Genomic DNA, 25,068 nt, shown 5'->3' on the forward strand with positions numbered 1-25,068 from the left:
CGAAATTTTAATCTAAAAAGTAGATTGTTTTTATATTTTTTATGCATAATGAGCATCGTTTATTGCTTTTTCTGCAAAGGTCATTGTATAATTATTTTATCAGAAAATTCAATTAAATCATTTAGGGAGGTGTTTAAATGGATAAATTTTTTAACTCAAAATTTGAAACGTATTTAATGGATCAGGAATTGGAGCTAAATATCGAAGAGGAGAAAAATGAGGAGCAACTAACAATGGTACATTATGAAGAATATCCAGAAGGTTTTTTTACAAGTTTATAATATTTATTTGATGGACTGTGCTAAAGGTAGAAATTACTTTTAACACAGTCCTTTGTTTTTTTACATATATAAATCATTTTTGGATCCTCACCATAGCGTGTGGTTGATTTCCGTTCCGACTGGGCGCTTTGTAGCTGACGCTTTGCTTTCGCTACAGAAAACATTTGTTGTTGCTGCCGCTACGCTTTCGCACAGAGCAAAGCTTCCTGGGGACGTCCGATGAGCCGCTTGGGCCAACATGATGTTGGTCACGAAGGCGTTATCACAGGACGTGATGCTTTTAGCCTTCGTTCCTCTATATCGCTGATCCCCAAGGAGTCGCCCAGTCGTAACGAAGATCAACTTATATATGGCATATGTTTTAGTAAATGTCATACACAACTTTTGGTAATTAACCTCATTTTTTATACTTGATTTATTTCGACTGTATGGAGTCAAATTAATAAAATATCCTTATTTTTCATATACATAGGCCTAAATCCATATGTACTTTTAAGAATTCGTTTCATGTATAATGGGAAACAAAAATGCGTATAGAGGTGTCGTTATGTCAAATGCAGTGTTAGAGGAAACAATTTACCAATGGTTTGAACATTTTCATAAATACCCAGAGGTCAGTTGGAAGGAATTCGAGACAACAAAAAAGATTGCGTCGATTTTAGATGAGTTAGGCGTATCCTATCGGTTGTTAGGAGATGTTCCAGGGCTAATTGCTGAAATTGGTACAGGTGATGAAATGGTTGCTGTACGTGCAGATATAGATGCTTTGTGGCAAGAAGTGGATGGGAAATGGCAAGCGAACCACTCATGTGGGCACGATGCCAATATAACGATGGTACTTGGTGCTTTATTACTGCTGAAAGATCGACCATTGCAACATCGTGTTCGTTTTATTTTCCAGCCTGCAGAAGAACTTGGGAATGGGGCTTGTGCAGCCTTTGAGCGCGGAGCCGTTGAGGGTGTATCGCATTTATTTGGTGTTCATTTAAGACCAATTGAAGAGCTACCTCTTGGTAAGGTATCGCCTGCGATCCATCATGGTGCAGCTTATTTTTTAGAAGGAACAATACGTGGTACTGATGCCCATGGAGCTAGACCTCATCAAGGGAAAAATGCAATCGATGTCATTATGGCCGTTCAACAAATGCTCAATAGCATACATTTATCACCTTTCGAGCCTCATTCTGCAAAGCTAACGAAGATTGTTGCGGATGGTGGTAGTACGAATATTATTCCTGGTACTGCGAGCTTCTCGATGGATATTCGAGCTCAACATAATAACCAACTAGAGTTACTTCGTAGTCGTATTGAATTTGGCTTAAAATCGATCCAACAGCAGTTTGAGATTGATATAGACTGGAAATGGATAGACTTTACACCTGGTGCTGAGGTTTCTTCGGTTGCTGCACGTATGGCTAAAGACGCAATTATTGAAACACTTGGGGAAGAGCATTTAGCAGGGGAGATTACAACACCTGGAAGTGATGATTTCCATTTTTACACAGTTAAAAAACCTGAATTAAAAGCAACGATGGTAGGTATTGGAGCCAACTTAACACCTGGGTTACATCATCCAAAAATGACTTTTGAAAGAAGTGCATTAATGGACGCTGCGAAAGTACTTGCTTGTGTGTTAGAAAAAAAACCTGAATACGAGTAATGAATGCGAAAGGGAGCTCTATCAAAATTCTTTTGATAGAGTTCCTTTTTATTTTCTTTTTTATCGAAATATATGAATATTCCGCATTGCTCTAAATAGCTATTTGAAAGCGTTTTATTGCGCTAAAACAGTCGAAATCGCTCGAGAAGCATAAAATTTTTGCGTTGACTTTTAATTTTTTGAATATTATGCTAAAAAACGTAAAAAATTATTTGCGTCTTTGACAAACAAGCTTGGCAACTGGTGCAAAAAAAGGGGATGGATTCATGAAAAAAGATATTAATGCTGGTTGGGCACTTCTGCCTTTTGTAATAATGATTATAGCTATGTTAATTACAGTAGTTGTGTTAGAGCAAAGTCCTCACGTACCACTTATTATCGGTACAACTGTAGCAGCAGTAGTTGCCAAAATGCATGGATTTAAATGGATGGAAATTGAGGAAATGATGTATAAGGGGATACGTCTAGCTTTACCTGCAATTGTTATTATTATTTTAGTAGGTTTGACAATCGGCGCATGGATTGGCGGCGGTGTCGTAGCGACAATGATTTATTTTGGTTTAAAATTAATTTCTCCAGCTTGGTTTTTAGTAACAATCATGCTGTTATGTTCAATTGTTTCATTGGCGATTGGTAGCTCATGGTCAACGATGGCTACAATCGGTGTTGCTGGAATGGGTATTGGTTTAAGTATGGGAATCCCTGCAGCAATGATTGCCGGAGCGGTTATTTCAGGTTCATACTTTGGTGATAAGATGTCACCATTATCGGATACTACTAACCTCGCAGCAGGTTTAACAGGTACCGACTTATTTGATCATATTAAGCACATGCTTTATACGACTATTCCAGCGTTAGTCATTGCAATCGTTGTATTTGGAATTATGGGAAGAAGTTTCGCGGATATTTCAATGCAATCAGAAAGCATTTTAACAACATTAAAAGTAATGGAGGAAAGCTTTGTTATTTCTCCTTGGTTACTGCTTGTACCAGTTGGTGTAATTGTATTGGTAGCGAAAAAAGTGCCTGCGATTCCCGCTTTAGTTGTCGGAATTATCTCAGGATTCTTACTACAAATCTTCGTACAAGGCGGTACACCTACAATGGCTGTACATGCTTTACAAGAAGGATTTGTTATTTCGACTGGCAATGAAATGGTGGACAACCTATTTAACCGTGGTGGCTTAGATTCGATGATGAATACGGTTTCAATGACAATCGTGGCTATGACATTCGGTGGGGTGTTAGAATATTCTGGCATGTTAAAATCACTTATGGATGTCATTGTGAAATTTGCAAAATCTACAGGAAGCTTAGTTGCTTCAACGATTGCTGCATGTATTACAACAAATGCTACATGTTCTGAGCAGTATATTTCAATTGTTGTACCATCACGTATGTTTGCGAATGTGTATCGAGAGCGTGGCCTGCATTCGAAAAACTTATCTCGCGCGTTAGAAGATGGGGGAACACTAACTTCTGTATTCTTCCCATGGAATACTTGTGGAGTCTTTATTTTAGCAACATTGGGTGTAGGGGCAATGGAATACGCGCCATATGCAATTATTAACTTCCTAGTACCTATTATTTCGATTTTTTATGCATACATCGGATTTGCGATTGTTAAGCTGACACCTGAAGAAATGGAAGCAGCAGAGAAGCGCAAAAAAGAGGAGGAACTAAATGATTCTAATATGGTCATAGCTGACTAAATCCAAGAGTTAAAAGTTCACTTTTCTCTAATGATAAGCTCTCGCGGACGAAAAAAATCCTGCGAGAGCTTGTCAATTTTTAATAGACTGCAAAGTTCAATTCATAAATTGTACGTGGGCGACCTTGTTGGTGGGGCATTTCTTCGCCAACTACTTTAGCATAGCCGTTATCCACTAATTTTTTAATAATGCGCTCTGTTGTGCGGCGTGTAACTTGTAAGTATTCTGCAAGGTTATGAGAAGTAAATTGTGCCGATTGGCGCTCCCGGCTAAAATGAATGATCTTAGAAATATTTAATGGACTTAAGCTTGTTTGCTTTGCCATTTGTAAAACGTATGGATCATCTGTTTTTAAAGCTAGTCTCAGGTCTGATTTCGGGAATGGACCTAGTAAGTTCTTATGCTCATCGAGTATATAAATTTCACAAGGTTTAGCAAATGTTATTGCATTCTTGGCATTATGGTTAGCCTCAACTATAGAGTGACCATACCCGAATGCTAGCTTAAACGACTGATCGCTTTGTTGTAATAAGTTCTGTAAGTTCTCTTTTTCGAGTGCTTTTTGCAAATGGCCGGCTGTCGTATATAGTTCAAAAGAATACGGTGAAATTTCTTTATAAGTCGAATGCGTAATTGCTGTGATTTGCGTGAGCATGTTATCGTCTATAGGGTTATTTTCAGAAGCCTCTAATAGTCCAACGGCAGCTTTCACAGATTCGGACTTTGTAAGAAGTGATTGGGATTTCGTTTCCTCTAAGCATTGAACAATGGAGTTAGTTGCATCTAACATGCGCATTGCCGGTATTTGAAGATCTTGTAATTCATCAAAAACACTATGAATACTTGTTATAACAAAATCAATGCTGTTAGCCTCCCATAAAGCGATATGATGTTGCAATATTAATTGAGTAGGTTCAGTGATAGAAATAGCCTGTATATATGGTTTTGGACCAACATACTCTATTTCTGTTAAAACATTTTCGACGATAGCTGGATCCATAACATCGATGGAAATTCTATTTAAAGGTACCGCATGATTCGCTATAAGCGATAATAAAGTTGTAGAAATTGCCGTCTCATCTTGTTTTATATAATTCCAAGGTATTGGCAGTTCTGACAGTGCGGGCTGGGCATGTAAATAGGGCAACGTTCCGCCGAATAAAAGTGCATCACATGGCTTAATTTCCTTTAACAAAACGGGTACCTCTGTAGGTTGCTTGTAAAGATAAAAATCTATTTGAATATTCTCTATGTTTTGTGCGATACTATTTATACGCTTCATAAATGCTTTAGAGCAGATAACCGCTATTTTAGTAGACATAGGCATGTTCCTTTGCTTCTATATTTTTTTGATAATTAGCGACGTATTAGCGACAACTATATTATACAGGAGACTGATAAAAATGAAAATCCAACAAGTAGAAATTTTTGCAATCCATTTACCACTTATTGATCCATTTATCATCAGTTATGCTACATATGATACGATGCCTTCTATTATTTTGAAGGTTACGACAGACACAGGGATTGTAGGCTACGGTGAAGCTGTACCAGATGAACACGTAACAGGGGAGACGTGGGAGAGCACATACGCGCTATTAAAGAACCAGCTTGCTCCTGCAATCATTGGAGAAAATCCAATGGCCTTTGAAAAGCTTCACGATAAAATGAACAAAGTAGTGAAAGATGTCCCAGCGGCAAAAGCAGCGATTGATATTGCTTGTTTTGATATTGCAGGGAAAGCGTTACAAGTTCCAGTGTATCAACTACTAGGCGGACGTTATCATGAGAAATTCCCGATTACCCATGTATTGAGCATTGGAACACCTGAGGCAATGGCAGAAGAGGCAGCTAATCGAGTAGAAATGGGCTATCAATCATTTAAAATGAAGGTAGGAACAGAGGTAACTCGTGATGTTGCTCGTATCAAAGCGGTGCGTGAACGAGTTGGTGAGGACATTGCAATCCGTGTAGATGTAAACCAAGGGTGGGGCAATGCATCCACTACATTACAAGGTTTACGTGCATTAAAAGATCTGAATATCGATTGGTTAGAACAGCCAGTAGATAGTGAAGATATTGATGGAATGGTAGAGGTGAAGTCAAAATCTGATGTTCCATTAATGATTGATGAAGGACTTCGTGGTGTACGTGAAATGCGTGAAATTATCGCAAAGCGTGCTGCAGATAAGGTTAATATTAAATTAATGAAATGTGGTGGCATTTATCCTGCTATGAAACTAGCAGTTATAGCTGAAATGGCAGGAATTGAATGCCAAATCGGTTCAATGGTAGAATCATCCGTTGGTTCAGCAGCTGGCTTCCACGTAGCATTCTCTAAAAAAATAATGACAAGTGTAGAATTAACAGGTCCATTAAAGTTCTCTAAGGATGTCGGAAACTTACACTATGATGTTCCATTTATCTGTTTAAATGAAAAACCAGGATTAGGTGTCGACGTAGATGAAGTGATCCTTAAAGAATTATGTAAGTTCTCAACAATTGTAACAGACTAAGGAGGCGGCGAAATGGAGAAAATTTATGAAGGTATGCTTGGGGAAACGCCGTTTTTTGTTACAACATTAAATCTTCAACATATGCAAGAAATTGAAAAATTGCAGCATGAGGTTTATGAATCGTTAGCAGACCAAAGTATATTACAGCCATTAAGCACGGAGGAATTTAACTATATTTTAAGCGACAATGGCATGATGATAGGTGCTTACGTAGGGGGGGAGTTAATCGCCTTTCGCGCACTATTGAATCCACCTGTCGATGACGAGCACCTTGGCTATGACTGTGAGATTGGCGAGGATGAATTTCATAAAGTTTTATACCAAGAAATATCGAATGTCTCACCGACATATCGTGGCTACGGATTACAAAAAACATTAGCCAAAATTGTCATGAGTCATATCGATTTAGCAAAATATGATTATGTATGCTCAACGGTCAAGCCATATAATATCCCTAGTTTAAAAGATAAATTTTCACAAGGATTAGTCGTAAAGGGATTAAAGATTAAGTATGTAGATAAGCTACGATATATTTTCTATAAGGACTTGCGACAAGAGCTACCAATCTTTACAGAAAAGAAGTCGATCTCGATGGGGGATACAGTTGGTCAGCAACAGCTTCTAAAGCAGGGCTATACAGGTACTTCTATGTATGAGGATCAAAATGATTGGTTCGTCGTTTATGAAAAATAAATAACAGAAAAAAGCCTTACCTTTTACTTTTTGGGGGTAAGGCTTTCGTGTTGTTACCAAAAATGAGATGTCTATTAAAGAAAGTATGAATTTCGGGCATAGCGAGGGGATGATTACCGTTCCGGCTGGGCGTTTTCACTACCTAGACCGGGGAATCTTTTGTTTTAATTTATTCTCCTTTTACTATTAGTGTTGTTCTTGATTCTTCACAAAAGTGTAAATGTAGTACTTCTTCAAGATCTTTTTCAGTTAGATTTTCAAGTGTTGGTAAGACATCAAATAAATCCATACCATTAAAACGATAACGTGTAAATTGGTTAGCGATAAATTGAGGCGAGTTAATGGCACTTAAGAAGGTACCAATTTCTTTCTTAATTGCACGTTGTGCATCTTCTTTCTTTAATGGTTGTTTCTTAAATCCAACAATAGTCTCATTTACAATTTTTATGACTTCCTCTGGCTCTTGACTGTTTCCGCCAATTACAGAAAAACCAAAATCCTTTTCATTTGTATAATCAAAAGTAAACGTTCCATCTAAATATCCATTATCGTACATTTTTTCGTACGCTTCAGAACTATTACCAAACATTAGCTCAAGTAAAACATTTAGAGATAACTCATATTTAAGTAGCTCTTTACCTTGTCTTATAGGGTTAGGCTCTTTATATCCAATGAAAACTTTAGGTGTTTGAACTGGCAATTTCATAATACTTGATTTTTTATTCACTTTTGCATCTTCATCAGGAGATATGCGGTGAATCTCTTCAGATTCTCGAAATGTTTTTTGCTCTTGATTGTTTCGAATGAGACTTATTATTTCTTCAGGAATCACAGGACCAATAACGAAAAATAACATATTGTTAGGATGGTAGAAAGTATTATAGCAAGAGTATAAATCCTCTTTAGTAATTTGATTAATAGAAGATATTGTTCCTCCTATATCAATTTTCACTGGATGATTTGTATACATATTTTCTAAAATGCCAAATCGTGCACGCCAGTCTGGATTATCGTCATACATTTTTATTTCCTGTTCGATGATCCCTTTTTCCTTATCTACCGTTTCATCTGTAAAATATGGATCTTGAACAAAGTCCAGAAGAGTTGTAAGATTTTTGTTTATGTCAGATGTAGCTGATACTGTATAGGCCGTACGAGTAAAACTTGTAAATGCATTAGCAGAGGCTCCTTGCTCTGCAAATGTACGAAAGACGTCACCCTCTTCACTTTCAAACATTTTATGTTCTAAAAAATGCGCAATTCCATTTGGAAATTGAGTAGGATAATCTTCTCCTAGAGGTGAGAAGTTGTTATCTACTGAACCGTATTTTGTTGTGAATGTCGCAATTGTTTTTTGAAATCCATTCTTAGGAAGTACAAAAACTTCAAGACCGTTTGCGAGCTTTTCAAAATATATTGTCTCTCCCAACTTTTTATAAACTACTGACTTCATTTTATTTACTCCTTTCTATTTAAGAAGTAGATTGTATCGAGCTCCCACTTATTAGCAGCACGAATGACATCGCTTTTTGATACCGTGCTAATTCTTTTAATCTGATCATTTATATTGTTAGATAATCCACTATCAATTGCTTGAATAGTTATGTCCATAATTCCTAGAGGAGTATCATATGCTTCTAGTAATTGGTTAATTAACATTGCTTTACCTTGTTCAACTTCGGCCTCGGTCAAGTCACCAACTTTCATTGCATACTCTTGTTCTCTTATAATTTCGACTGCACGTTCATAGTTAGCAAATTCAATTCCGGCCATTGTCATTAACAATCCTATATTGCTTTCTAATTGCGAAAGAGCAAAATAAGCTAGGCTTTCCTTTTCACGTACATTAATAAATAATTTAGAAGAGGGGAACCTCCCGAAAATCGCATTTGCCACCCTTGTAGCTTCATAGTCCTCATCTTGTATTGTTGAGAAAGTTTTATAGCCTAAAAAAAGCTTTCCTTGCTTTACGTGCATTTTATCTTCAATAACCTTAACACTATTTACATCTTTTCTATTTGAATAAATCATCTTTATAGGTTTGTTGTTATGTTGTTCAGAAAATACATCTTGTACCATTGATTCAACCTCATTCTGATTAAAGGCACCCACGATGAATAAATCAAAGCGAGCGTTTTGAAGAAGTTCTTCATATACTTGATAAATAGATGTAGCATTAATAGAAGTGAGATCTTCTTCTCTCCCGAATGCAGAAAGCTGATACGGTTCTCCTTTATACATTTCTTCTATCAAACGATCATAAGCGTATAGCATTTTATCATTATATATTGCAGTAAGTCGTTGCTTTAAGGCGCGTTTTTCTTGTTCGACAATGGCAGAATTAAATACTCCATTTTCAAGTATTGGACTGTAAACAACTTCGTGCAATAAATCAAGAGATGATTTCAGTAAAGAATTAGACACATTAAGAAATCTATCTGCAGGGATCTCCATTCTAAAAGTAATAATATGATCTTCGCCTTTTTTTTGTGCATCTGCAGAGAGATTTGCTCCATACATCTCATCGAGTTTTTGCTTTAATAGCTTACGATTCGGGTAATTTGTTGTTCCTCCATTCAAAATATGGGGGATTATTGCTCTTGAAGTAGTTACATCCCCTTGAAGAGGTGCTTTCATCGTCAACATGATACTAATTGTCTTAAATTTATCTGTATTACATAGGTGAAGTTGTAACCCGTTTTTTTCGCATGAACTTATATATATGTCTTCCATCTACTATCGCCCTTTTCTTATATGTAATTACGCTATTTTGGTTATTCTTCCGACAATTCTGTTTAATCCTAAAAAACAGCAAGTGAATTTCAGCTTTTCTTGTTTAGATAATCCTTTTTAAACAAGAAATATACATCAGTAGTCATCTAAAATTTCGGTATATTCATTACGTTTCAATATACAATCTAACTAGGAAACATATTTAACTTTAAAAGGTATTTGTATTTAAATAATTTTTAAAAACAATCTAATAAAACTCTTCAAAATTCTTTGCAATAAAGGGGAAATGATTAAGATGTCAATCCAGTAATATAGCAATAGAGTGTATACATGTAATACTCTCTGCTATGAATGGTATATTAGATAGAGTAAAAGTAGAATGCATACCTAAATTGGATAATTTTAATTTAATTTGTAATATTATTCAAAATAGGATAACCTAGATCAGAGAGTTAAGTCAAATTCAAAAAAGGAACTATCGTTTTTATTTCCCTGGAATTGTTTAATAGCATTCCATACGATTTCTTTAACGCCAAATTTATCCAGAGTGTCAAAAGCTCCTGGATATATGAGACGCTTGGTGCTCACCTTAAATGAAAAGATTTCTGATAATTCAGTTAACGATATTACTTGTCAACGCTTCATGTTATGCTCTTCAAATAATTTAAGCACTTGTTTCGTATACGCGATCGCTTCGGCACAATTTGTTAATGAAACTATGCGTCGGAGACTATAATATAAAAAATCTTACCGCGTAATCGTTTCTCCCGAATAAACTGCAGACTCTCTTCTGTAAGAAGAAGAGTTCATTAGAGTCTTCACTTTCATCCTCAATAAAATAGATATTGAGACAGCAAGCTTTGTTGCAATGATTCCTAGATTCCTCACGTTTTAACTGTAATACTATTCTCAATTTGACTAATAAACCCTCATGATTATGATCAGCGTGTCTTAAGCCCAATTCTTTTCTACGAAGTTTAATTTTATGACCAACGCCAACATTCGACACTTCGTAAAAATACTATATATGCAAAATTATTCTAGTAAATCCAAATAAAAACCAAAAATTCATTGACATCCAAAAAGAATGATTAGATAATGCTAATAATTAACAAAATAGGATAATGATTATTATTTTGGGAGTCTTGAAATGAAAGAGAGTTTGTTTATCCAAAGTTAAAATCATATCTATCATTAAACTATTTAAGGAGTTAAAGCTATCAAGTTATAATTTCGGATTATCTTTCGAAATATGGATAAATAAATTATAAATATTAGATTTTATAATTAAATGGAGGGGTTTTTTGTGGAAGGGAATATGCTTTATCATCAGTACTTGAAACCGAAATCAGAATATTACGGAAAAATTGAGGCGAAAGAAAATGACAATACATATGAACTGAATAAGATTCCTGATACATATGTCGTTATCTCGGATAGTGACTCGGTTTGGAAGCACTATCATGTAAAGGGCCAAATACTCCCAGAGCAAGGGTGGAAAATTCATGTAACTTCGTCATTAGAAGACTCACAAGGTGTCCTAGATAAGGTTGCACGGTTATGTATAGATAAGAAGATTGAGTTCAAACACCTTAAGGATAGACAGAGCTTTATGAAGATGAATTCGAAAAATGCTAATCGTGCTTCTTCAGGGAAATATATTACAATTTATCCTGAGAATAACGAAGTCTTTGTTGAATTGTTAGAAACTATTTCTTTAGCAACACAGGACTTCAATAAAGGACCTTATATTCTTAATGATAAGAGATGGAAAAATAGCAATGTGTACTATAGATACGGAGGATTTAAAGGAATAATTAATGAACATGGGGAACACTGTATTAAAGATGAGGAAGGTAATTTAATTAAAGATCAAAGAAATCCCTTTTACCTGGTTCCTGACTTTGTGAAAGATTTCGACGATTATCTTAATTCTATTAATAATTTGGGTGACCTAAAAACTGGAGGGGAAAGCAATCTAGAGCAATATCAGATTGAAAAAGCACTAAGCTTTAGTAACGCTGGTGGAGTATATCTTGCAACTCGCAAGAACGATAATTTGAAAGTAATTATAAAAGAAGCTAGACCAAATGCCGGTTTAGATGGAGCAGCTCAAGACGCCCTAAAAAGGCAAACAATCGAATATGATGCTTTAAAAAAGCTTAAAGATGTACCCGGTGTTGTTAATTTTATTGATTATTTCCAAGAATGGGAACACTATTTCTTAGTAGAAGAATTCATTGAAGGGCGAGACTTAAGGCAATGGATTGCTCAAGAATATCCATTCTACAGTGATAGTCTAAGTGATCACGCTGAAGATGTTAAAAAGATACTATTACAACTTTTCACACTAATAGATGATATGCATAAAAGTGGAGTTGCTATGGGTGATTTACAACCAGCAAATGTAATGGTAACTGAGGATTTAACTGTTAGAATAATAGATTTTGAAACAGCTATGCCCGTAGACTCTAAAGACAAGCCTATTATGGCTACAACTGGATTTTCTTCACAGGAAATGAAAGTTAGTGGTGCAAGAGATTGGTTTGGATTAAAGAGATTGGTAAGGTATGTAGCACTACCAGTGTTATCTTCAGAAGATTTAGAAGGATATCTACAATATAACCATCTTAATTGGTTAAAGGAAAATTACGGGGTGGATTTTTATAACTTCATTGTAGATTTACAAGAAAAATGCGATAAGAGAATAAAAGATTATCAAGAGTATAATCCTAAAGAAATTAACTTTAGCGATCAGACAAGTGACTTTAACGTATCTTCTATTATTAACAAATTAGTAAAAGGTCTTGAAAATAATTTAACAAACGACGAAAGGCTCATTAATGGTGACATTCGCCAGTATGAGATGAGTGGGGGGGAATTTAACTTCTTAACTGGAGGAAGTGGTGCTGCTTTTACACTTACTAAAAATATATCTAGTACTGAAGAAGTTGATAAATGGATTCAAAGCTTTTTATTAGATAATATATCTCTAATTGAAGATAATGGATTATTTACTGGGAAAACGGGAATATTAGCATTACTTTATGATAAAGGGTATACAGAAGTAGTCTTAAATGAGTTGAAGAATTTAAAATCTAATATTAACGAAACTGATATTTCTTTACGCTCAGGTCTTTCAGGAATAGGTTTATTCGTAATTAGTTTATATCTTGAAACACAAAATGGAGAGTATTTAGAACTAGCAAAAGAAATAGAAGAATCTATTGAAGCTAACAGAGTTAAAGATGAGCCGTTAAGAGTTAATGACTGGATGGCGGTTGATATAGGTTTAATTGATGGATTATCTGGTGTATCTCTATTTTATTCAGCACTTTATTCAGCTACTAAAGATAAAAAATATCTAGAAAAGGCTGAAGTATTACTAAAGAAAGATTTAGAATCAACAAGAAAAGATGATACAACCGGCATATTACAAACATTAGATAGTAAAAATCGTTTATTGCCATACCTTTCTGGAGGGTCAATTGGAGTCGCTATTTCAATTTGGTTTTTAAACCATGTGAGTGGACAAGACCTTTATAAAGAAGAGATGGATGCAATTTTAAAATTATCAAAGATGCGTTGCACAATTAGTGGGACCTTATTTGATGGTGCCGGTGGTTTCCTTTTGATTCTATCAATGGTGAAAAAAGGGACAGAACGTGAGGGAATACTTAAAGAGGTATTAAATTTACTTAATATCTTTTTAATTGAGAAAAATGGTTATTATGTATATCCAGGACAATTTTCTTATAGATTATCAGATGATGTTTATACAGGTAGCTCAGGAATAATTTTAGCATTAATGGGAGTAGTTAAAGAGAATCCACTCTATTGGCTACCGCTAGTCAATTCAGATGAGTTTTTAGCAAGAACAAAAGCCAAGAATCTATCAGTACTAGTGTAGATTTAATAAATACTCTTAATTAAGTAAGGGAGGTGACAGCTATGAACGCAGTATTGGAATTACAAAAGTTGGCGCATGACATGGATGGTAAAGGTCAAGCAGTGGAAATCACATTTACATACCCACCACCAACAGTCGTATCATCAGTAAGCATTTGGATCTGTAAGTAATCACTGCTAGACCAATCCCTTTGATTAGGAAAAGGGATCGAAAAGGAGGTGACAGCTATGAACGCAGTATTGGAATTGCAAAAGTTGGCGCATGACATGGATGGTAAAGGCCAAGCAATGGAAATCACACCAACAACAATAACATTAACAACAATTACTCTTCATTCTACAGTAAGTAAAAATTGCTAAATTTATATGAGTCTATTTAATTCAACATTAAGTGGTCATTTGTACTATCACCAGCTAATCCCTTTGATTAGGAAAAGGGATCGAAAAGGAGGTGACAGCTATGAACGCAGTATTGGAATTGCAAAAGTTGGCGCATGACATGGATGGTAAAGGCCAAGCAATGGAAATCACACCAACAACAATAACATTAACAACAATTACTTTTCATTCTACAGTAAGTAAAAATTGCTAAATTTATATGAGTCTATTTAATTCAACATTAAGTGGTCATTTGTACTATCACCAGCTAATCCCTTTGATTAGGAAAAGGGATCGAACAGGAGGTGACAGCTATGAACGCAGTATTGGAATTACAAAAGTTGGCGCATGACATGGATGGTAAAGGCCAAGCAATGGAAATCACACCAACAACAATACCAATAACAATAACAATAACAACAATAACAAAGGGTTAGTATTTTTATATTAAACAAGTCATTTCTACTCGTTTCTCGCACTTCTTGCGGGGTTACAGGAACAAATAAAAGTAATTAATATCTTCGGCAGCGAGTAATCATTGCTAAACGAATCCTCGGTTTTTTACATAGGATTTATTTGTGAAAAAGACGAACACCGTTTTTGTTTTTGCATCAAAATAACAAATACTAATTATCTCCTGTTTGCTTAGTTGGAGTTCAACTAAGTAAACAGGAATTTCTATATTATAATCAAAATCCATAAAAACAATTAATAGGAGTCTATAAAAATGGAAAATTTACTAGAAATAGCAAAAAATCCTGAGCCGTTTGAGCCAGGAACACAAGAAATCTGGCTTGATCCAGATAGAGCTGATTTTGTTTTGAATTCTCATTTAGATGAGAATTTACCTGGGGGTAGTAGGGAAAGTAGTTTTATTGATGAAACTGTTGATTTTATTAATAAACTTGCACCAGTAGAGAAGTATAGAAAAATTATTGATTTAGGCTGTGGGCCTGGGCTCTATTCTCAAAAATTAGCAACGAAGGGATACTCAGTTGTTGGTGTAGACTTTAACAAAAATTCAATTGATTATGCAATTAAGGAAGCGAAACTAAAGGATTTATCAATAGATTATAGAGTTGAAAATATTACAGATTTTGAGATTGAAAATGAGTTTGATTTAGCTTTAATAATTTATCAGCTTTATAGTGTCTTTAGTCCAGAGGATAGAAAAAAAATACTTAAAAATATCCACCATGGTTTAAAACCAGGAGGATTAGTTCTATTAGATGTGTTATCAGAAACTAGTTTTGAGAAGTTCGAACAAAATTCAGTGTGGGGTCTGTCTAGAAAAAATAGCCCACTATCAGATAAGAAACATTTAAGCTTGCACGCGTCAATGAAATATCCTAATAAAGTTACTTTGCAAAAGAGTATTCTAGTTTTTGGTGATGGTGAGTTAGTGAATTACCATTACTGGAATCAGTATTTCAGCATTGAAGATTTAGAAAAAGAAGTTAATGAAGCTGGATTTTCCCTTGAAAAGTTGTACGCGGATGTTAATGGTGGAGATTACGAAAGCAAATGTGATTTCTTTGCTGTAGTTTTAAAGAAAAAATAATTAGGATTAAAAAAATCTCGTGATCAAGAAGACAAATTTTGAAGCAGCTAAAACTACAAAGTAGACTTTAACTAGTACATATATACAAAAGAATAGTGAGGTTTTCAGTTGAATTTTATGATGCTAATAATTCAGGTGAAATTATGAGTAGAATTACAAATGATACTAATGTTTATTTTTAAGACACTTGTTCGAAGGAGTGATTATTGTTTTTGAGAAGGATTACCCCTTCAAAAAATAATAATTTCGTGCTACGTGTTTCACCTGCTTATTCTCGCGATTCAAACATCACTTCAGATGGAGCGCATGTTATACGCTGCCCTATTGAGCCGAAATAGTTCAACCCATTTTTTCCTCAACTATTTTGCTTTTTAACACTATGAAGCCCTACCTTTCAACATTTTAGGAGGTAAGGCTTTTTGGTAAGGGGACTTTTATTTCATCGGACAAAAGCCACAAGCCATTAAACCAGGGATGTCTTTGGAAAAACAACATGATTTTCGTACTGGGACGTTCACTAAATTAGTGGGGCTTTGACCTTCTGTATATTGCGCCCACCAAGATTTATTGGAGAAGCGCGCCCAAGTTTTAGGGTCCTCTAAAGTTTCAATATCCTCCATCGCTTGATCGGCAAGCCCGGGGTTAGAAAGCAATACATGATAGTGCCAAAGTAAATAGCCAAAGAAGTTTTCCCAAATAGTGAGAGGGGAAATGGATGTTACTTTACGAAGCTGCTGAACGATAACGTGCCCATCATATAGAATCTTTTCAATAACAGCTTGGCGTTCTTCCTCCTCGACATAGCGCCAATCGTTTGGGTTAACAAACATTGCAACCGTAAAACTGTCGAATTCTTTTGCTGCATCAAAGCGAAGCTCGATCGGTTTACCATTCCACACCTCATCATAGGCGGCGAGCATGTAAAGTTGCATAGCAAAAAACATACCGTAGCGGCGTGCAAAGTGAGAAATAGCGGCTGTTTCTGTTGCTGCATCTGTAATACCCATCATCAAGTTTAAAAAATCAGGGTGGTAAAAGTCTTTATGTATATCTGCTAATGTAAATAACGTCCGCTTTGGCTCTGTCGTATAAATGCTATAGGAATTCAATTGTCGAACTTGATCCATCGTTAATGCTGGCATGGTCATCACCTTTTCTTTCAATTATCTGTTACGTTTATTATAAATTAATCATTTTTGCTTCACAAATGGATTGCAATATAGTAAAATACATTAAACATATCTGAAAGGTAGGTTTTTAAATGTCACAGCCACTTGCAATTCCAAGGCCGCTCGTTCGTCTCAATCAATGGACGATTCTTGTAAGCGTCATTCTAACGTGGATATCAGGCGTCTTTTGGATTTTAGCAATTCCATTAATAGCAAATTTACTTGGTGTTTTATGCAATTTTAATCCTATTATTCGAGTAGGGAAGCTGTTTTTAAAAAAGGCGCCATCTACATATATACCAGAGGATGCGCAGCAGCAAAAATTCAATTCCAGTATTGCTAGTTTATGTTTAGCAGGTGGAATTATAGGATACTGGCTTAAATGGCAGATGGTTGGTTATATCTTTACGGGAATGGTAGCTGTAGCTTCATCGGTTGCAATTGCAGGCTTTTGTATAGGTTGTTTCTTACATTTTCAGGTAAAGCAATGGCAATACCGTCGTTCGCTGAAGAAGGCATTGTGACATTAATTTCTTTCGTCGGAAAGAAATTTTTAAAAAACTTTAAGAAATTTTCAGATTACTGTTGACTTTATAATTGATAATGATTATCATTATCGTATAAAGATTATTCCTCATCTGCAATACAGTGTAGAGAGGATGGACTTTAGCTACTTTTCTCCAGAAGTTTGCTAGTTCATGATAACGCTCCTAAAACCCCCCTCATTTTTTGGGAACGTAAAATCTCTCGACGACTCATTCCATTGTGACTGAGTCGTCTTTTTTTGATTAAACCGTGACTGTTCCGATAAAACGAGATATTATGCCGATAAAAGCTGAAATTGTTCCGATAAAATGAGATTATGTTCCGATAAATCTTCAAAGTATTCCTTTAAAAATGAACTCACCCCACAACGTGGAGATGATTTCCGTTCCGACTGGGGCCGCTTTGCTTTCGCACAGTTAAAACATTTGTTGTTGCTGCCGCTTTGCTTTCGCACAGATAAAACATTTGTTGTTGCTGACGCTTCGCTTTCGCACAGATAAAACATTTGTTGTTGCTGCCGCTACGCTTTCGCACAGAGCAAAGCTTCCTGGGGGCGTCCGATGAGTCGCTTGGGGCAACAGATGTTTTTTGTGCGAAAGCGCAGTGCAACGTAGCGGCAGCGACAGGATGTTTTTTGTGCGAAAGCGCAGTGCAACGTAGCGGCAGCGACAGGATGTTGGTCACGAAGGTGTTATCACAGGACGTGATGCTTTTAGCCTTCGTTCCTCTACCGCTGATCCCCAAGGATTCGCCCAGTCTCCACTCCAATCAACACTAATATATATATCGTACACTTTAATAATTATACCAAAAATTACAATTTAATATATAATATACCTTAATAAAAAGGGGTGATTATTTCATGTTTTATATTAGAAATTTTGAAGGTGATAAAAACGAGTTTGAGTTTTTTCTAAATATGTTATATGAGTCTATTCATATTGCTGAGAATAAACCATCAAAAGAAGCTTTGCTCAACGCGCCTGGCATAAGGAAATATCATGAAGGTTGGGGGAGGAAGGGAGATAAAGCGTTGATTGCTGTAGACGCAGAAAATAAAACTGTTGGTGCAGTCTGGTATAGGTTGTTTAATGACAATAATAAAAGCTATGGTTATATTGATGACAATACGCCTGAAATAGGAATGGCTGTTTCGAAAGAAGTAAGAGGAAGAGGAGTGGGAACTTTACTGATGCATAACATAATTCAACAAGCAAAGGATGAAGGATACAATACCATTTCACTTAGTGTAGACCTTGAAAATGACACGGCCATTAATATGTATCAAAAACTAGGCTTTAAAGATTATGAAATAGTAGGAACATCTAAAACAATGATATATAAGTGTCTCTAATAGATAATAACTTTTTCGCTTCGATGAGTAGAGTGTTCCTCCATAAATCAAAAAAATGTTAGACCGAAATACAATCGGTCTAACATTTTCTTTTTGTACCAACCTCTTTTTAAATTTCCAATCTTTCAGTAGAATTACTGCCAGGAACAGCACTCTTTTTTCCTAGTATCATCGTATAGTAGCTATGTAATAGCATGCCAACAATGATGACACCTAGACCCGTGAGAGCAATTGGATTTGGGAATGCGATGCCGAGCAACAATACTTCACCAATAATGACAAAGAGTATTTCAGTTGATTGTGTTGCTTCGACTGCTGCGAGCTTGCCTTGATGATTGCGAACGCGGTCAGTCGCAATGAAAAATAAAGTAGTGGCGATGACACCAGAGCTTATACCTACAAGTAATGATTGTATGACTTGGCTGCTTGAAGGGAGCCCTACCGTTGCCATTGCATAAATGGCTAAAATGATCCATGCGGGCATGGAGGCGATGGTCATCCCAAGAACTCGTTGATATGTATCGATGCGTCCGCCACAGATTTCCATCATTTTTCGGTTACCGAGAGGGTATGCAAAAGCAGCGATGACAACAGGTAAAATGCCAAGCATTAAACTTTTAAATGGAACAGATTGTGCCTGTGGTACTTGGATAAATAAAATGCCGACTAAAATGACACAGGAAATTAGTAATGAAATAAGTGGTATTTTTTGACGTACTGTTTTCCCAGCTACTACTGAAACAAATAGGGGAGCGAGTAATACGCCAGCGACAATTGTAAATTGCCACGTTCCGGAAACGAGCCATCCTGGACCGAATGCTGCTGCAAATGTCAGTGGGGCATAGAACAATACAAACCCAATAAAGCTCCAAAGAAGCCAACCTACAGGCTGTGCTTTCATTTCACTTGATAGTTGGGAATAGCCTTTTCGATAGAAGACGATCGCCAGTAAAAACGGTAGCATAAAGAAATAGCGTAGGGATGCACTCCATAGCCAGCTACCGCCCTGCATTTCCATTGCATGATTCAATATAAATGTAACAGCAAAAAAAAGAGAGGCTAAAATGCCTAATGCAATTTCTTTCATTACAGTCACCTCAAAACCCTTTGTGTAATTTGAAAATTCGGTCATCAATTTATAAAAAATATGAAGAAGGGGTGAACCCTTCTTCGTTACTATTTTCCTTGTTGTTCAAAGAGCTGTACGATTTCAATAATAACTTGTGTTGCTTTTTCCATTGTTTCCGCAGATACATATTCGAATTTACCGTGCATATTTTCGCCGCCTGCAAAAATGTTTGGTGTTGGTAAGCCCATGTAAGAAAGCTGTGAACCATCAGTACCGCCACGAATTGGTAATGTAATCGGAGTAATATCTAACTTTTCCATTGCTGTGCGTGCAACGTCAACGATTTCTTTTACAGGTTCAATTTTTTCACCCATATTATAATATTGATCTTCTATTGTAATGCTTAAAGCATCCTCGCCATATTGAGCTTTAATTTTTGCCGCAGCCTCAAGCATTAATTGTTTTTTCGCCTCGAATTTTTGACGGTCATGATCGCGGACGATATAAGAAAGTTCAGTATGTTCAATTGCACCGTTAAAGCCCATTAAGTGAATAAAGCCCTCATAGCCCTCCGTTTTTTCTGGTACGGCATCAGTAGGCATTTCATGTTGGAAGGCGATTGCCATTGTGATAGCATTGACCATTTTATTTTTTGCAGAACCAGGGTGTACACTCGTACCTTTTGTCACAACCTTTACGCCTGCTGCGTTAAAGCTTTCATATTGTAGCTCGCCAAGAGGTCCGCCATCCATCGTATAAGCATAGTCTGCTCCAAAGGTAGCCACATCAAATTTATGAGGACCGCGACCAATTTCTTCATCAGGCGTAAACGCTATACGTAATTTACCGTGTTTAATAGAAGGATTTTTTACCAGGTACTCCATGGCAGTCATAATTTCTGCGATACCAGCTTTATCGTCAGCACCTAATAATGTCGTACCATCCGTTGTAATTAACGTTTGACCTACATAATTATTTAGCTCTGGGAAATCTGCTGGCGACATCGCTAGATTTTCATTTAGCTTGATTGTTCCACCATCATAGTTGTTAATGCGCTGTGGATTAACGTTTGTACCAGTGAAATCTGTTGTAGTGTCCACATGTGCTAGAAAACCAATAGTAGGCACATTTTTATCTGTATTTGCTTCGAGTGTCGCAAATAAATAACCATTTTCATCTAATGTAATATCAGTTAAGCCTATTGCAGCTAGTTCATCTTTTAGTACATGCAATAAGTCAAATTGCTTTTGAGTTGAAGGAGTTGTTTCGCTTGTGAAATCAGATTGTGTATCAATTTTTGCATAACGAATTAAACGCTCGATTACTTGTTCTTTCATAAGTATGGCCTCCTAGTGTGTATGTTTAACTTCTTTCAGCGGGTGTCGGAAACATCCGCTAGCCTCTGGTAAATGTCACGGAATTATACCGAGGCATAATTGATATTATTGTAACACTTTACTTCGGATTTCGGAATATTGAAGGATACTTAACGCAATTAGTATTTGGGCACCGTAATAGGTCAACATAATTACCTCGTGTGAAAATGGTAAGGGCATAACAAACTTGTTAATAGCTAAATAGGAATCTGATGAGATAAATAGCAGAGCCCCAATCGTTGCAAATTTAGAACCTGTTCGAATCGCAGTCCAACCCATCGTTAATATGACCGAAATATAGGCAATGACCGCGATACCAAGCACGACTTCTCCTGATGAAAACACTGTTCCTGCAATCCACACAGCCATACTTACCCCATAAACGAGTAAGACAATCTTCGCCCAAGTAGGTACTTGTCGTTCATTAGTAGATAAGAAGGCGAAAATGTAAAAAATATGGCCGATTAAGAAGCTTGATAGCCCAATAAGAAACCACTGTAGCGTATAATCACCGACCATACAAAATACAAGTCCGATAATAATCAGTAATTGATACTTTTTAACACCTAAATTTTTTGGTAAAGCGGCTAAAATAATGATTAACAGCATTGGTATAACTTTAAAGATAAGTATCAAGCTTTCGGTAATATGGGAAAGAAAAAAATATAATAAAGACCAAACAAAATAATACATGTTAATAAAATTTTTTTAGACAAAATTCTCATCTCCTTTTCTTTGAAATTCTTTATCTATGTCAGAATTTCCTTTATTCTTTTGTAAAGGAAATCTACAAAAGGGTTTCTATACTCATCGTATGAATGAAACTTTTTTAGTATGTAGCCGTAAATAAGTGGACGGTAGATAAGAGAGGGTGAACGATATGACCAAGCTATTAATAGCTTCGGCAGTCATTGGATTAATCGCGAGTGTGTTATTAACACCGCTTATAACGAAAAAACGAGAAGAAGGATCTAAAAAGGTAATTGGATACTTCTTTATAGGTGTATTTGTGCTAGGATTTTTAGCTACTAGCATAACAGTTTATATGACAAAAATGGATGTAAACTGGCTTGCTTTTTGGCCCGCTATTATTTTATTAACATTAGGCGGCGCACTACTTGCAAATGGTATTGAAAGAAAAATAAAGGGTGTTTTATTTTTAGCTAGTTTAGTTGTTGCGGTGTTTGTATTATCAGCACCTTTATGGAACGCGAATGAAAAATTTGAATCAGCTGAAATGAAGGAAAAGGTTGAAATAAAACCATTCGATGAAACACAAACTCCAGCTAGTGTGCCTCCTAAATTTGCACGTAATAAGATGAAAAAAGCGTTCGGGCAAGTACCGAATACGAGCTATTACGAGTTAGGGCGCTTACAAATTCAAAAAGTGAATGGCGAGTATGTTTATATAGCACCAGTTGAGTTCTCTGGTTTCTTTAAATGGTTCAATGGCGGAACGACTCCAGGTTACTTTATAATGAGTGCAACGGATTCAGCGGATAATCCTAAATTTGTTGAGCAGGAAATGAAGTATGTACCGTCTGCTTATTTAAACTCAAATTTAGAGCGTCATATACGTTTACAACATCCATTCCTTATTTTTAGCGGAGATGTTCAACTTGAAATAGATGATGAAGGTAAGCCATACTACATCCGTTCATATGGTGAATTTATTTCAGCACGTAATGGCTTTGATGTAAAAGGGATTGTGCTTGTAGATGCGCTATCAGGAAAATCAGAAGTGATCAAGCTGGAGGATGTCCCAGAATTTATTGATGGAGCGGTTTCTCCAGAGACAGTAAGTTTACAAAATAGTTATTTCGGTAACTATGTACACGGATTTTGGAATAGTAAGTTTGGTAAGAAAGATGTAAAACTTCCATCAGATGAGGGAACAGAGGCAAATGTTAGCCCAATTTTTGATGAGAAGGGCGATATGTATTATTTCACAGACTTTACGAGCCCTAAAGAAGGTGTCGATTCAATGCTTGGCTATTCATTAACAAATGCCCGAACAGGTCAAGCAACTTATTACACTGGAAATTTAGACGCTTCCTATATGGATTCCCAAGGTAACTTGCAAATTATTGAGAAGAAATTTATAGAGAAGAAATGGTCTGGAGAAATGCCAGTGTTGTATAACTTTTACGGTGAGGCTAGCTGGCTAACTGCGGTGCTTGATTCAAATGGTTTCTTACAAAATTATTTCATCGTATCTGCGGCAAATCCTGAAATTTCCGTTTATGCGCCGACTCCTAAAGAGGCTTTGAAATTATATAAAACAGCCTTAAGTCGTGGGGGAAGTACAGTAGAGGGAAGTTCAAAGGCAGAAGAGAAAAATGTAAGTGGAAAGGTGCTTCGCGTATACAAGGAACGTCTTGGTGACTATACAGTTGTATCATTATTACTTAATAATGGAGAAAACTATTTGGTAAGCTCGGAAACAGAACCACTTGCGATTTATTTACAAGAAGGTGATGATGTCATTCTCACTTATGGTGATACAGGAGAGCAGTTCTTACCAGTTCGATCAATGATTATTAAAGGTTTAATAGACGAAAATAAATAAAGAAACCAATTTCGCCTTGGCGTAATTGCGTCCCGAATTTGAATTGTGCTTAGGCCTGCAGATATTTTTTGTGCGAAATCGCAGTGATAACGTAGCGTCAGCAACACGAGGGCCGACACGATGTTGATCATTTCGGTAATGCCACAGGACGTGGCGCTCTTAGACCGAGTTCCTCTATTTCGGTAGTGTCTGTGTACCATTTGAAAGGAACCATATCCATATTTATCTCAGCACCTTTAAAAGTGGGATTCTTCTACTGAATGAAGAAAAAAAGACGATCGAGTAGTAATGCGCTACGAAGATCGTCTTTTTTATGTTGGTTGAGATTCCATATAGTGAAGCATCTTCTCCTGGTGATTTTTATAAAGTGCTTTGGCATGATCGTTTAACGCAAATATTTCATGAATATACCCTTGGAGTAATTTATGTTCATACTCAAAAGTAAACGAATCTTCGTTTTCTACTATATACGTTAATAAAAGTGTATGTAACACAACGACTTCTAAATTTTGTGTATTTGTAATGAATTTTAAGTTGAGGATGGTCGTATGGGAAACGAATTGATTGACGTAATCAATAGCATGCTTATAAACTGCTAAGTCGATATGTGGCTCAAGCCGTTTTATTAATAATGTACAATTATTATTTAAGTCTTGGATTTTTAAAAACAAACCTCTAACACTTCGCTTATGTTGTTGTTCTAATGTACGAGCAAGATCTTTGTTCATATAGGACATTTTTACATAACTCCTTTTCGCATAGTGGTCATCTATTAGTATTAATGGAATTAAATTAAAAGGAAAGAGTCTTTTTGTTTAATTTATATTTACATTTAACTGCTCTTTTAAAAAAGTTGCTCACTTCTAAACGTGAAAAAACAATGTGCTTTCTAATTAATCACCTTTCAATAAGTGTGATTTAGTTGGAACACTTAAAAATTAAACTGAAATTAAATCAATTATTATATAGGAAGCTTTTCAATGAAATGAAAAAGTATAAAATTTTATCAGAAAAAGTGTTGACCTTTTTGAATTATCGGTGTAGTATTATACAAGTCGTTAAGATAACTACTGAAAACAACATCTACATTAAATAAATTAGTTGTTGACATCGAGTTTGCGACATGATATTATATAAAAGTTGCCGCTGAGAAAACAGCAACGAAATGAACCTTGAAAACTGAACAAGCAAAACGTAATCAATAAAGTTTTTAGTAGCTAACCTTGAGTTAGTGAAAGAAACAAAATTTTGGACATCAAACATGATGCCAGCAAAACAATTTGAGCTAATCAAATTTCTTTTATGGAGAGTTTGATCCTGGCTCAGGACGAACGCTGGCGGCGTGCCTAATACATGCAAGTCGAGCGAACAGAGAAGGAGCTTGCTCCTTTGACGTTAGCGGCGGACGGGTGAGTAACACGTGGGCAACCTACCTTATAGTTTGGGATAACTTCGGGAAACCGGGGCTAATACCGAATAATCTATTTCACTTCATGGTGAAATACTGAAAGACGGTTTCGGCTGTCGCTATAAGATGGGCCC

General features: G+C 36.1%; 22 protein-coding genes and 1 rRNA gene. 15 read left to right on the plus strand and 8 right to left on the minus strand.

Going from position 1 to position 25,068, the window contains the following annotated elements; all coding sequences use genetic code 11:
- The first annotated feature begins 137 nt into the window (after nt 1-137).
- The 3 genes from ABE34_RS23965 (at nt 138) to nhaC (ending at nt 3,653) form a co-directional block, all read left to right on the plus strand.
- Nucleotides 138-281 (plus strand): hypothetical protein, encoded by a 144-nt coding sequence (locus tag ABE34_RS23965; RefSeq protein WP_197144897.1) that lies wholly within the window; start codon nt 138-140, stop codon nt 279-281.
- Nucleotides 282-828: 547 nt separating this feature from the next.
- On the plus strand, nt 829-1,941 hold the full coding sequence (locus ABE34_RS23970) for an amidohydrolase (protein ID WP_197144898.1): 1,113 nt from the start codon (nt 829-831) through the stop codon (nt 1,939-1,941).
- A gap of 266 nt (nt 1,942-2,207) precedes the next feature.
- Complete coding sequence (gene nhaC, locus ABE34_RS23975; RefSeq protein WP_197144899.1) at nt 2,208-3,653, plus strand: Na+/H+ antiporter NhaC; 1,446 nt, start codon at nt 2,208-2,210, stop codon at nt 3,651-3,653.
- Between the two features lie 79 nt (nt 3,654-3,732).
- On the opposite strand, the gene ABE34_RS23980 is transcribed toward nhaC, so the two are convergent.
- Nucleotides 3,733-4,974 (minus strand): hypothetical protein, encoded by a 1,242-nt coding sequence (locus ABE34_RS23980; protein WP_197144900.1) that lies wholly within the window; start codon nt 4,972-4,974, stop codon nt 3,733-3,735.
- An 82-nt stretch (nt 4,975-5,056) separates the two neighbouring features.
- Here ABE34_RS23980 and ABE34_RS23985 point away from each other — a divergent pair, with 82 nt between their 5' ends.
- Nucleotides 5,057-6,169 carry a mandelate racemase/muconate lactonizing enzyme family protein gene (locus ABE34_RS23985; protein WP_197144901.1) on the plus strand — a complete coding sequence of 371 codons (1,113 nt, stop codon included), beginning with the start codon at nt 5,057-5,059 and terminating at the stop codon, nt 6,167-6,169.
- Between the two features lie 12 nt (nt 6,170-6,181).
- Nucleotides 6,182-6,862, plus strand: coding sequence for a GNAT family N-acetyltransferase (locus ABE34_RS23990; RefSeq protein ID WP_197144902.1), 681 nt, complete (start codon nt 6,182-6,184; stop codon nt 6,860-6,862).
- A 169-nt stretch (nt 6,863-7,031) separates the two neighbouring features.
- Here ABE34_RS23990 and yfmH read toward each other — a convergent pair whose 3' ends face one another.
- Together yfmH and yfmF are read right to left on the minus strand one after the other, a co-directional pair.
- The gene (gene yfmH / locus ABE34_RS23995) at nt 7,032-8,315 is read right to left on the minus strand and encodes an EF-P 5-aminopentanol modification-associated protein YfmH (protein WP_197144903.1); all 1,284 of its coding nucleotides are present in this window, start codon (nt 8,313-8,315) and stop codon (nt 7,032-7,034) included.
- A 5-nt stretch (nt 8,316-8,320) separates the two neighbouring features.
- Nucleotides 8,321-9,595 carry an EF-P 5-aminopentanol modification-associated protein YfmF gene (gene yfmF, locus ABE34_RS24000; protein WP_197144904.1) on the minus strand — a complete coding sequence of 425 codons (1,275 nt, stop codon included), beginning with the start codon at nt 9,593-9,595 and terminating at the stop codon, nt 8,321-8,323.
- 1,306 nt (nt 9,596-10,901) lie between these two features.
- Here yfmF and lanKC point away from each other — a divergent pair.
- The 6 genes from lanKC to ABE34_RS24030 all read left to right on the plus strand — a co-directional run bounded on the left by lanKC (nt 10,902) and on the right by ABE34_RS24030 (nt 15,443).
- Nucleotides 10,902-13,505, plus strand: coding sequence for a class III lanthionine synthetase LanKC (lanKC, locus tag ABE34_RS24005; protein WP_197144905.1), 2,604 nt, complete (start codon nt 10,902-10,904; stop codon nt 13,503-13,505).
- A 41-nt stretch (nt 13,506-13,546) separates the two neighbouring features.
- Complete coding sequence (locus tag ABE34_RS24010) at nt 13,547-13,675, plus strand: class III lanthipeptide (protein ID WP_197144906.1); 129 nt, start codon at nt 13,547-13,549, stop codon at nt 13,673-13,675.
- Nucleotides 13,676-13,732: 57 nt separating this feature from the next.
- Nucleotides 13,733-13,864 carry a class III lanthipeptide gene (locus ABE34_RS24015; protein WP_197144907.1) on the plus strand — a complete coding sequence of 44 codons (132 nt, stop codon included), beginning with the start codon at nt 13,733-13,735 and terminating at the stop codon, nt 13,862-13,864.
- Nucleotides 13,865-13,964: 100 nt separating this feature from the next.
- On the plus strand, nt 13,965-14,096 hold the full coding sequence (locus ABE34_RS24020; protein ID WP_197144908.1) for a class III lanthipeptide: 132 nt from the start codon (nt 13,965-13,967) through the stop codon (nt 14,094-14,096).
- 100 nt (nt 14,097-14,196) lie between these two features.
- Entirely contained in the window at nt 14,197-14,319 is a 123-nt protein-coding gene (locus ABE34_RS24025; RefSeq protein ID WP_197144909.1) for a class III lanthipeptide, read from the plus strand.
- A gap of 290 nt (nt 14,320-14,609) precedes the next feature.
- On the plus strand, nt 14,610-15,443 hold the full coding sequence (locus tag ABE34_RS24030; RefSeq protein ID WP_197144910.1) for a class I SAM-dependent methyltransferase: 834 nt from the start codon (nt 14,610-14,612) through the stop codon (nt 15,441-15,443).
- A 434-nt stretch (nt 15,444-15,877) separates the two neighbouring features.
- Here the strand turns inward: ABE34_RS24030 and ABE34_RS24035 are convergent, their stop codons facing one another.
- A complete protein-coding gene (locus ABE34_RS24035; protein ID WP_197144919.1) occupies nt 15,878-16,585 on the minus strand; it encodes a Fe-S oxidoreductase in 708 nt (235 codons plus the stop codon).
- 119 nt (nt 16,586-16,704) lie between these two features.
- On the opposite strand from ABE34_RS24035, the gene ABE34_RS24040 reads away from it, so the two are divergent.
- Nucleotides 16,705-17,136 (plus strand): DUF4395 domain-containing protein, encoded by a 432-nt coding sequence (locus ABE34_RS24040; RefSeq protein ID WP_197144911.1) that lies wholly within the window; start codon nt 16,705-16,707, stop codon nt 17,134-17,136.
- Nucleotides 17,137-18,020: 884 nt separating this feature from the next.
- Nucleotides 18,021-18,512, plus strand: coding sequence for a GNAT family N-acetyltransferase (locus ABE34_RS24045; RefSeq protein WP_197144912.1), 492 nt, complete (start codon nt 18,021-18,023; stop codon nt 18,510-18,512).
- A gap of 109 nt (nt 18,513-18,621) precedes the next feature.
- Here the strand turns inward: ABE34_RS24045 and ABE34_RS24050 are convergent, their stop codons facing one another.
- The 3 genes from ABE34_RS24050 to ABE34_RS24060 form a co-directional block, all read right to left on the minus strand.
- Nucleotides 18,622-19,599: a DMT family transporter gene (locus tag ABE34_RS24050; protein ID WP_197144913.1), complete on the minus strand. Its 978-nt coding sequence runs from the start codon at nt 19,597-19,599 to the stop codon at nt 18,622-18,624.
- A gap of 89 nt (nt 19,600-19,688) precedes the next feature.
- Nucleotides 19,689-20,918 (minus strand): peptidase T, encoded by a 1,230-nt coding sequence (pepT, locus tag ABE34_RS24055; RefSeq protein WP_197144914.1) that lies wholly within the window; start codon nt 20,916-20,918, stop codon nt 19,689-19,691.
- Nucleotides 20,919-21,023: 105 nt separating this feature from the next.
- Nucleotides 21,024-21,566, minus strand: a complete 543-nt coding sequence (locus tag ABE34_RS24060) for a lysoplasmalogenase (protein WP_241747262.1) — start codon at nt 21,564-21,566, stop codon at nt 21,024-21,026.
- Nucleotides 21,567-21,837: 271 nt separating this feature from the next.
- On the opposite strand from ABE34_RS24060, the gene ABE34_RS24065 reads away from it, so the two are divergent.
- Entirely contained in the window at nt 21,838-23,526 is a 1,689-nt protein-coding gene (locus tag ABE34_RS24065; protein WP_197144915.1) for a hypothetical protein, read from the plus strand.
- A 311-nt stretch (nt 23,527-23,837) separates the two neighbouring features.
- Here the strand turns inward: ABE34_RS24065 and ABE34_RS24070 are convergent, their stop codons facing one another.
- A complete protein-coding gene (locus tag ABE34_RS24070; protein WP_197144916.1) occupies nt 23,838-24,263 on the minus strand; it encodes a hypothetical protein in 426 nt (141 codons plus the stop codon).
- Between the two features lie 562 nt (nt 24,264-24,825).
- On the opposite strand from ABE34_RS24070, the gene ABE34_RS24075 reads away from it, so the two are divergent.
- A 16S ribosomal RNA gene (locus ABE34_RS24075) occupies nt 24,826-25,068 on the plus strand; the annotation flags it as partial.

The organism is Lysinibacillus sphaericus, assembly GCF_015844675.1.
Taxonomy (GTDB): Bacteria; Bacillota; Bacilli; order Bacillales_A; family Planococcaceae; genus Lysinibacillus; species Lysinibacillus sphaericus_E.

Coding starts and splice junctions, on each gene's coding strand:
- nhaC (WP_197144899.1), top strand. CDS start 2,208: ATGAAAAAAGATATTAATGCTGGTTGGGCACTTCTGCCTTTTGTAATA.
- ABE34_RS24070 (WP_197144916.1), bottom strand. CDS start 24,263: ATGTCCTATATGAACAAAGATCTTGCTCGTACATTAGAACAACAACAT.
- ABE34_RS24040 (WP_197144911.1), top strand. CDS start 16,705: ATGTCACAGCCACTTGCAATTCCAAGGCCGCTCGTTCGTCTCAATCAA.
- ABE34_RS24010 (WP_197144906.1), top strand. CDS start 13,547: ATGAACGCAGTATTGGAATTACAAAAGTTGGCGCATGACATGGATGGT.
- yfmF (WP_197144904.1), bottom strand. CDS start 9,595: ATGGAAGACATATATATAAGTTCATGCGAAAAAAACGGGTTACAACTT.
- ABE34_RS23990 (WP_197144902.1), top strand. CDS start 6,182: ATGGAGAAAATTTATGAAGGTATGCTTGGGGAAACGCCGTTTTTTGTT.
- ABE34_RS24050 (WP_197144913.1), bottom strand. CDS start 19,599: ATGAAAGAAATTGCATTAGGCATTTTAGCCTCTCTTTTTTTTGCTGTT.
- ABE34_RS23965 (WP_197144897.1), top strand. CDS start 138: ATGGATAAATTTTTTAACTCAAAATTTGAAACGTATTTAATGGATCAG.
- yfmH (WP_197144903.1), bottom strand. CDS start 8,315: ATGAAGTCAGTAGTTTATAAAAAGTTGGGAGAGACAATATATTTTGAA.
- ABE34_RS23985 (WP_197144901.1), top strand. CDS start 5,057: ATGAAAATCCAACAAGTAGAAATTTTTGCAATCCATTTACCACTTATT.
- ABE34_RS24030 (WP_197144910.1), top strand. CDS start 14,610: ATGGAAAATTTACTAGAAATAGCAAAAAATCCTGAGCCGTTTGAGCCA.
- ABE34_RS24020 (WP_197144908.1), top strand. CDS start 13,965: ATGAACGCAGTATTGGAATTGCAAAAGTTGGCGCATGACATGGATGGT.
- ABE34_RS24025 (WP_197144909.1), top strand. CDS start 14,197: ATGAACGCAGTATTGGAATTACAAAAGTTGGCGCATGACATGGATGGT.
- ABE34_RS24065 (WP_197144915.1), top strand. CDS start 21,838: ATGACCAAGCTATTAATAGCTTCGGCAGTCATTGGATTAATCGCGAGT.
- pepT (WP_197144914.1), bottom strand. CDS start 20,918: ATGAAAGAACAAGTAATCGAGCGTTTAATTCGTTATGCAAAAATTGAT.
- ABE34_RS24015 (WP_197144907.1), top strand. CDS start 13,733: ATGAACGCAGTATTGGAATTGCAAAAGTTGGCGCATGACATGGATGGT.
- ABE34_RS23980 (WP_197144900.1), bottom strand. CDS start 4,974: ATGTCTACTAAAATAGCGGTTATCTGCTCTAAAGCATTTATGAAGCGT.
- ABE34_RS24060 (WP_241747262.1), bottom strand. CDS start 21,566: ATGCTGTTAATCATTATTTTAGCCGCTTTACCAAAAAATTTAGGTGTT.
- ABE34_RS23970 (WP_197144898.1), top strand. CDS start 829: ATGTCAAATGCAGTGTTAGAGGAAACAATTTACCAATGGTTTGAACAT.
- ABE34_RS24045 (WP_197144912.1), top strand. CDS start 18,021: ATGTTTTATATTAGAAATTTTGAAGGTGATAAAAACGAGTTTGAGTTT.
- ABE34_RS24035 (WP_197144919.1), bottom strand. CDS start 16,585: ATGCCAGCATTAACGATGGATCAAGTTCGACAATTGAATTCCTATAGC.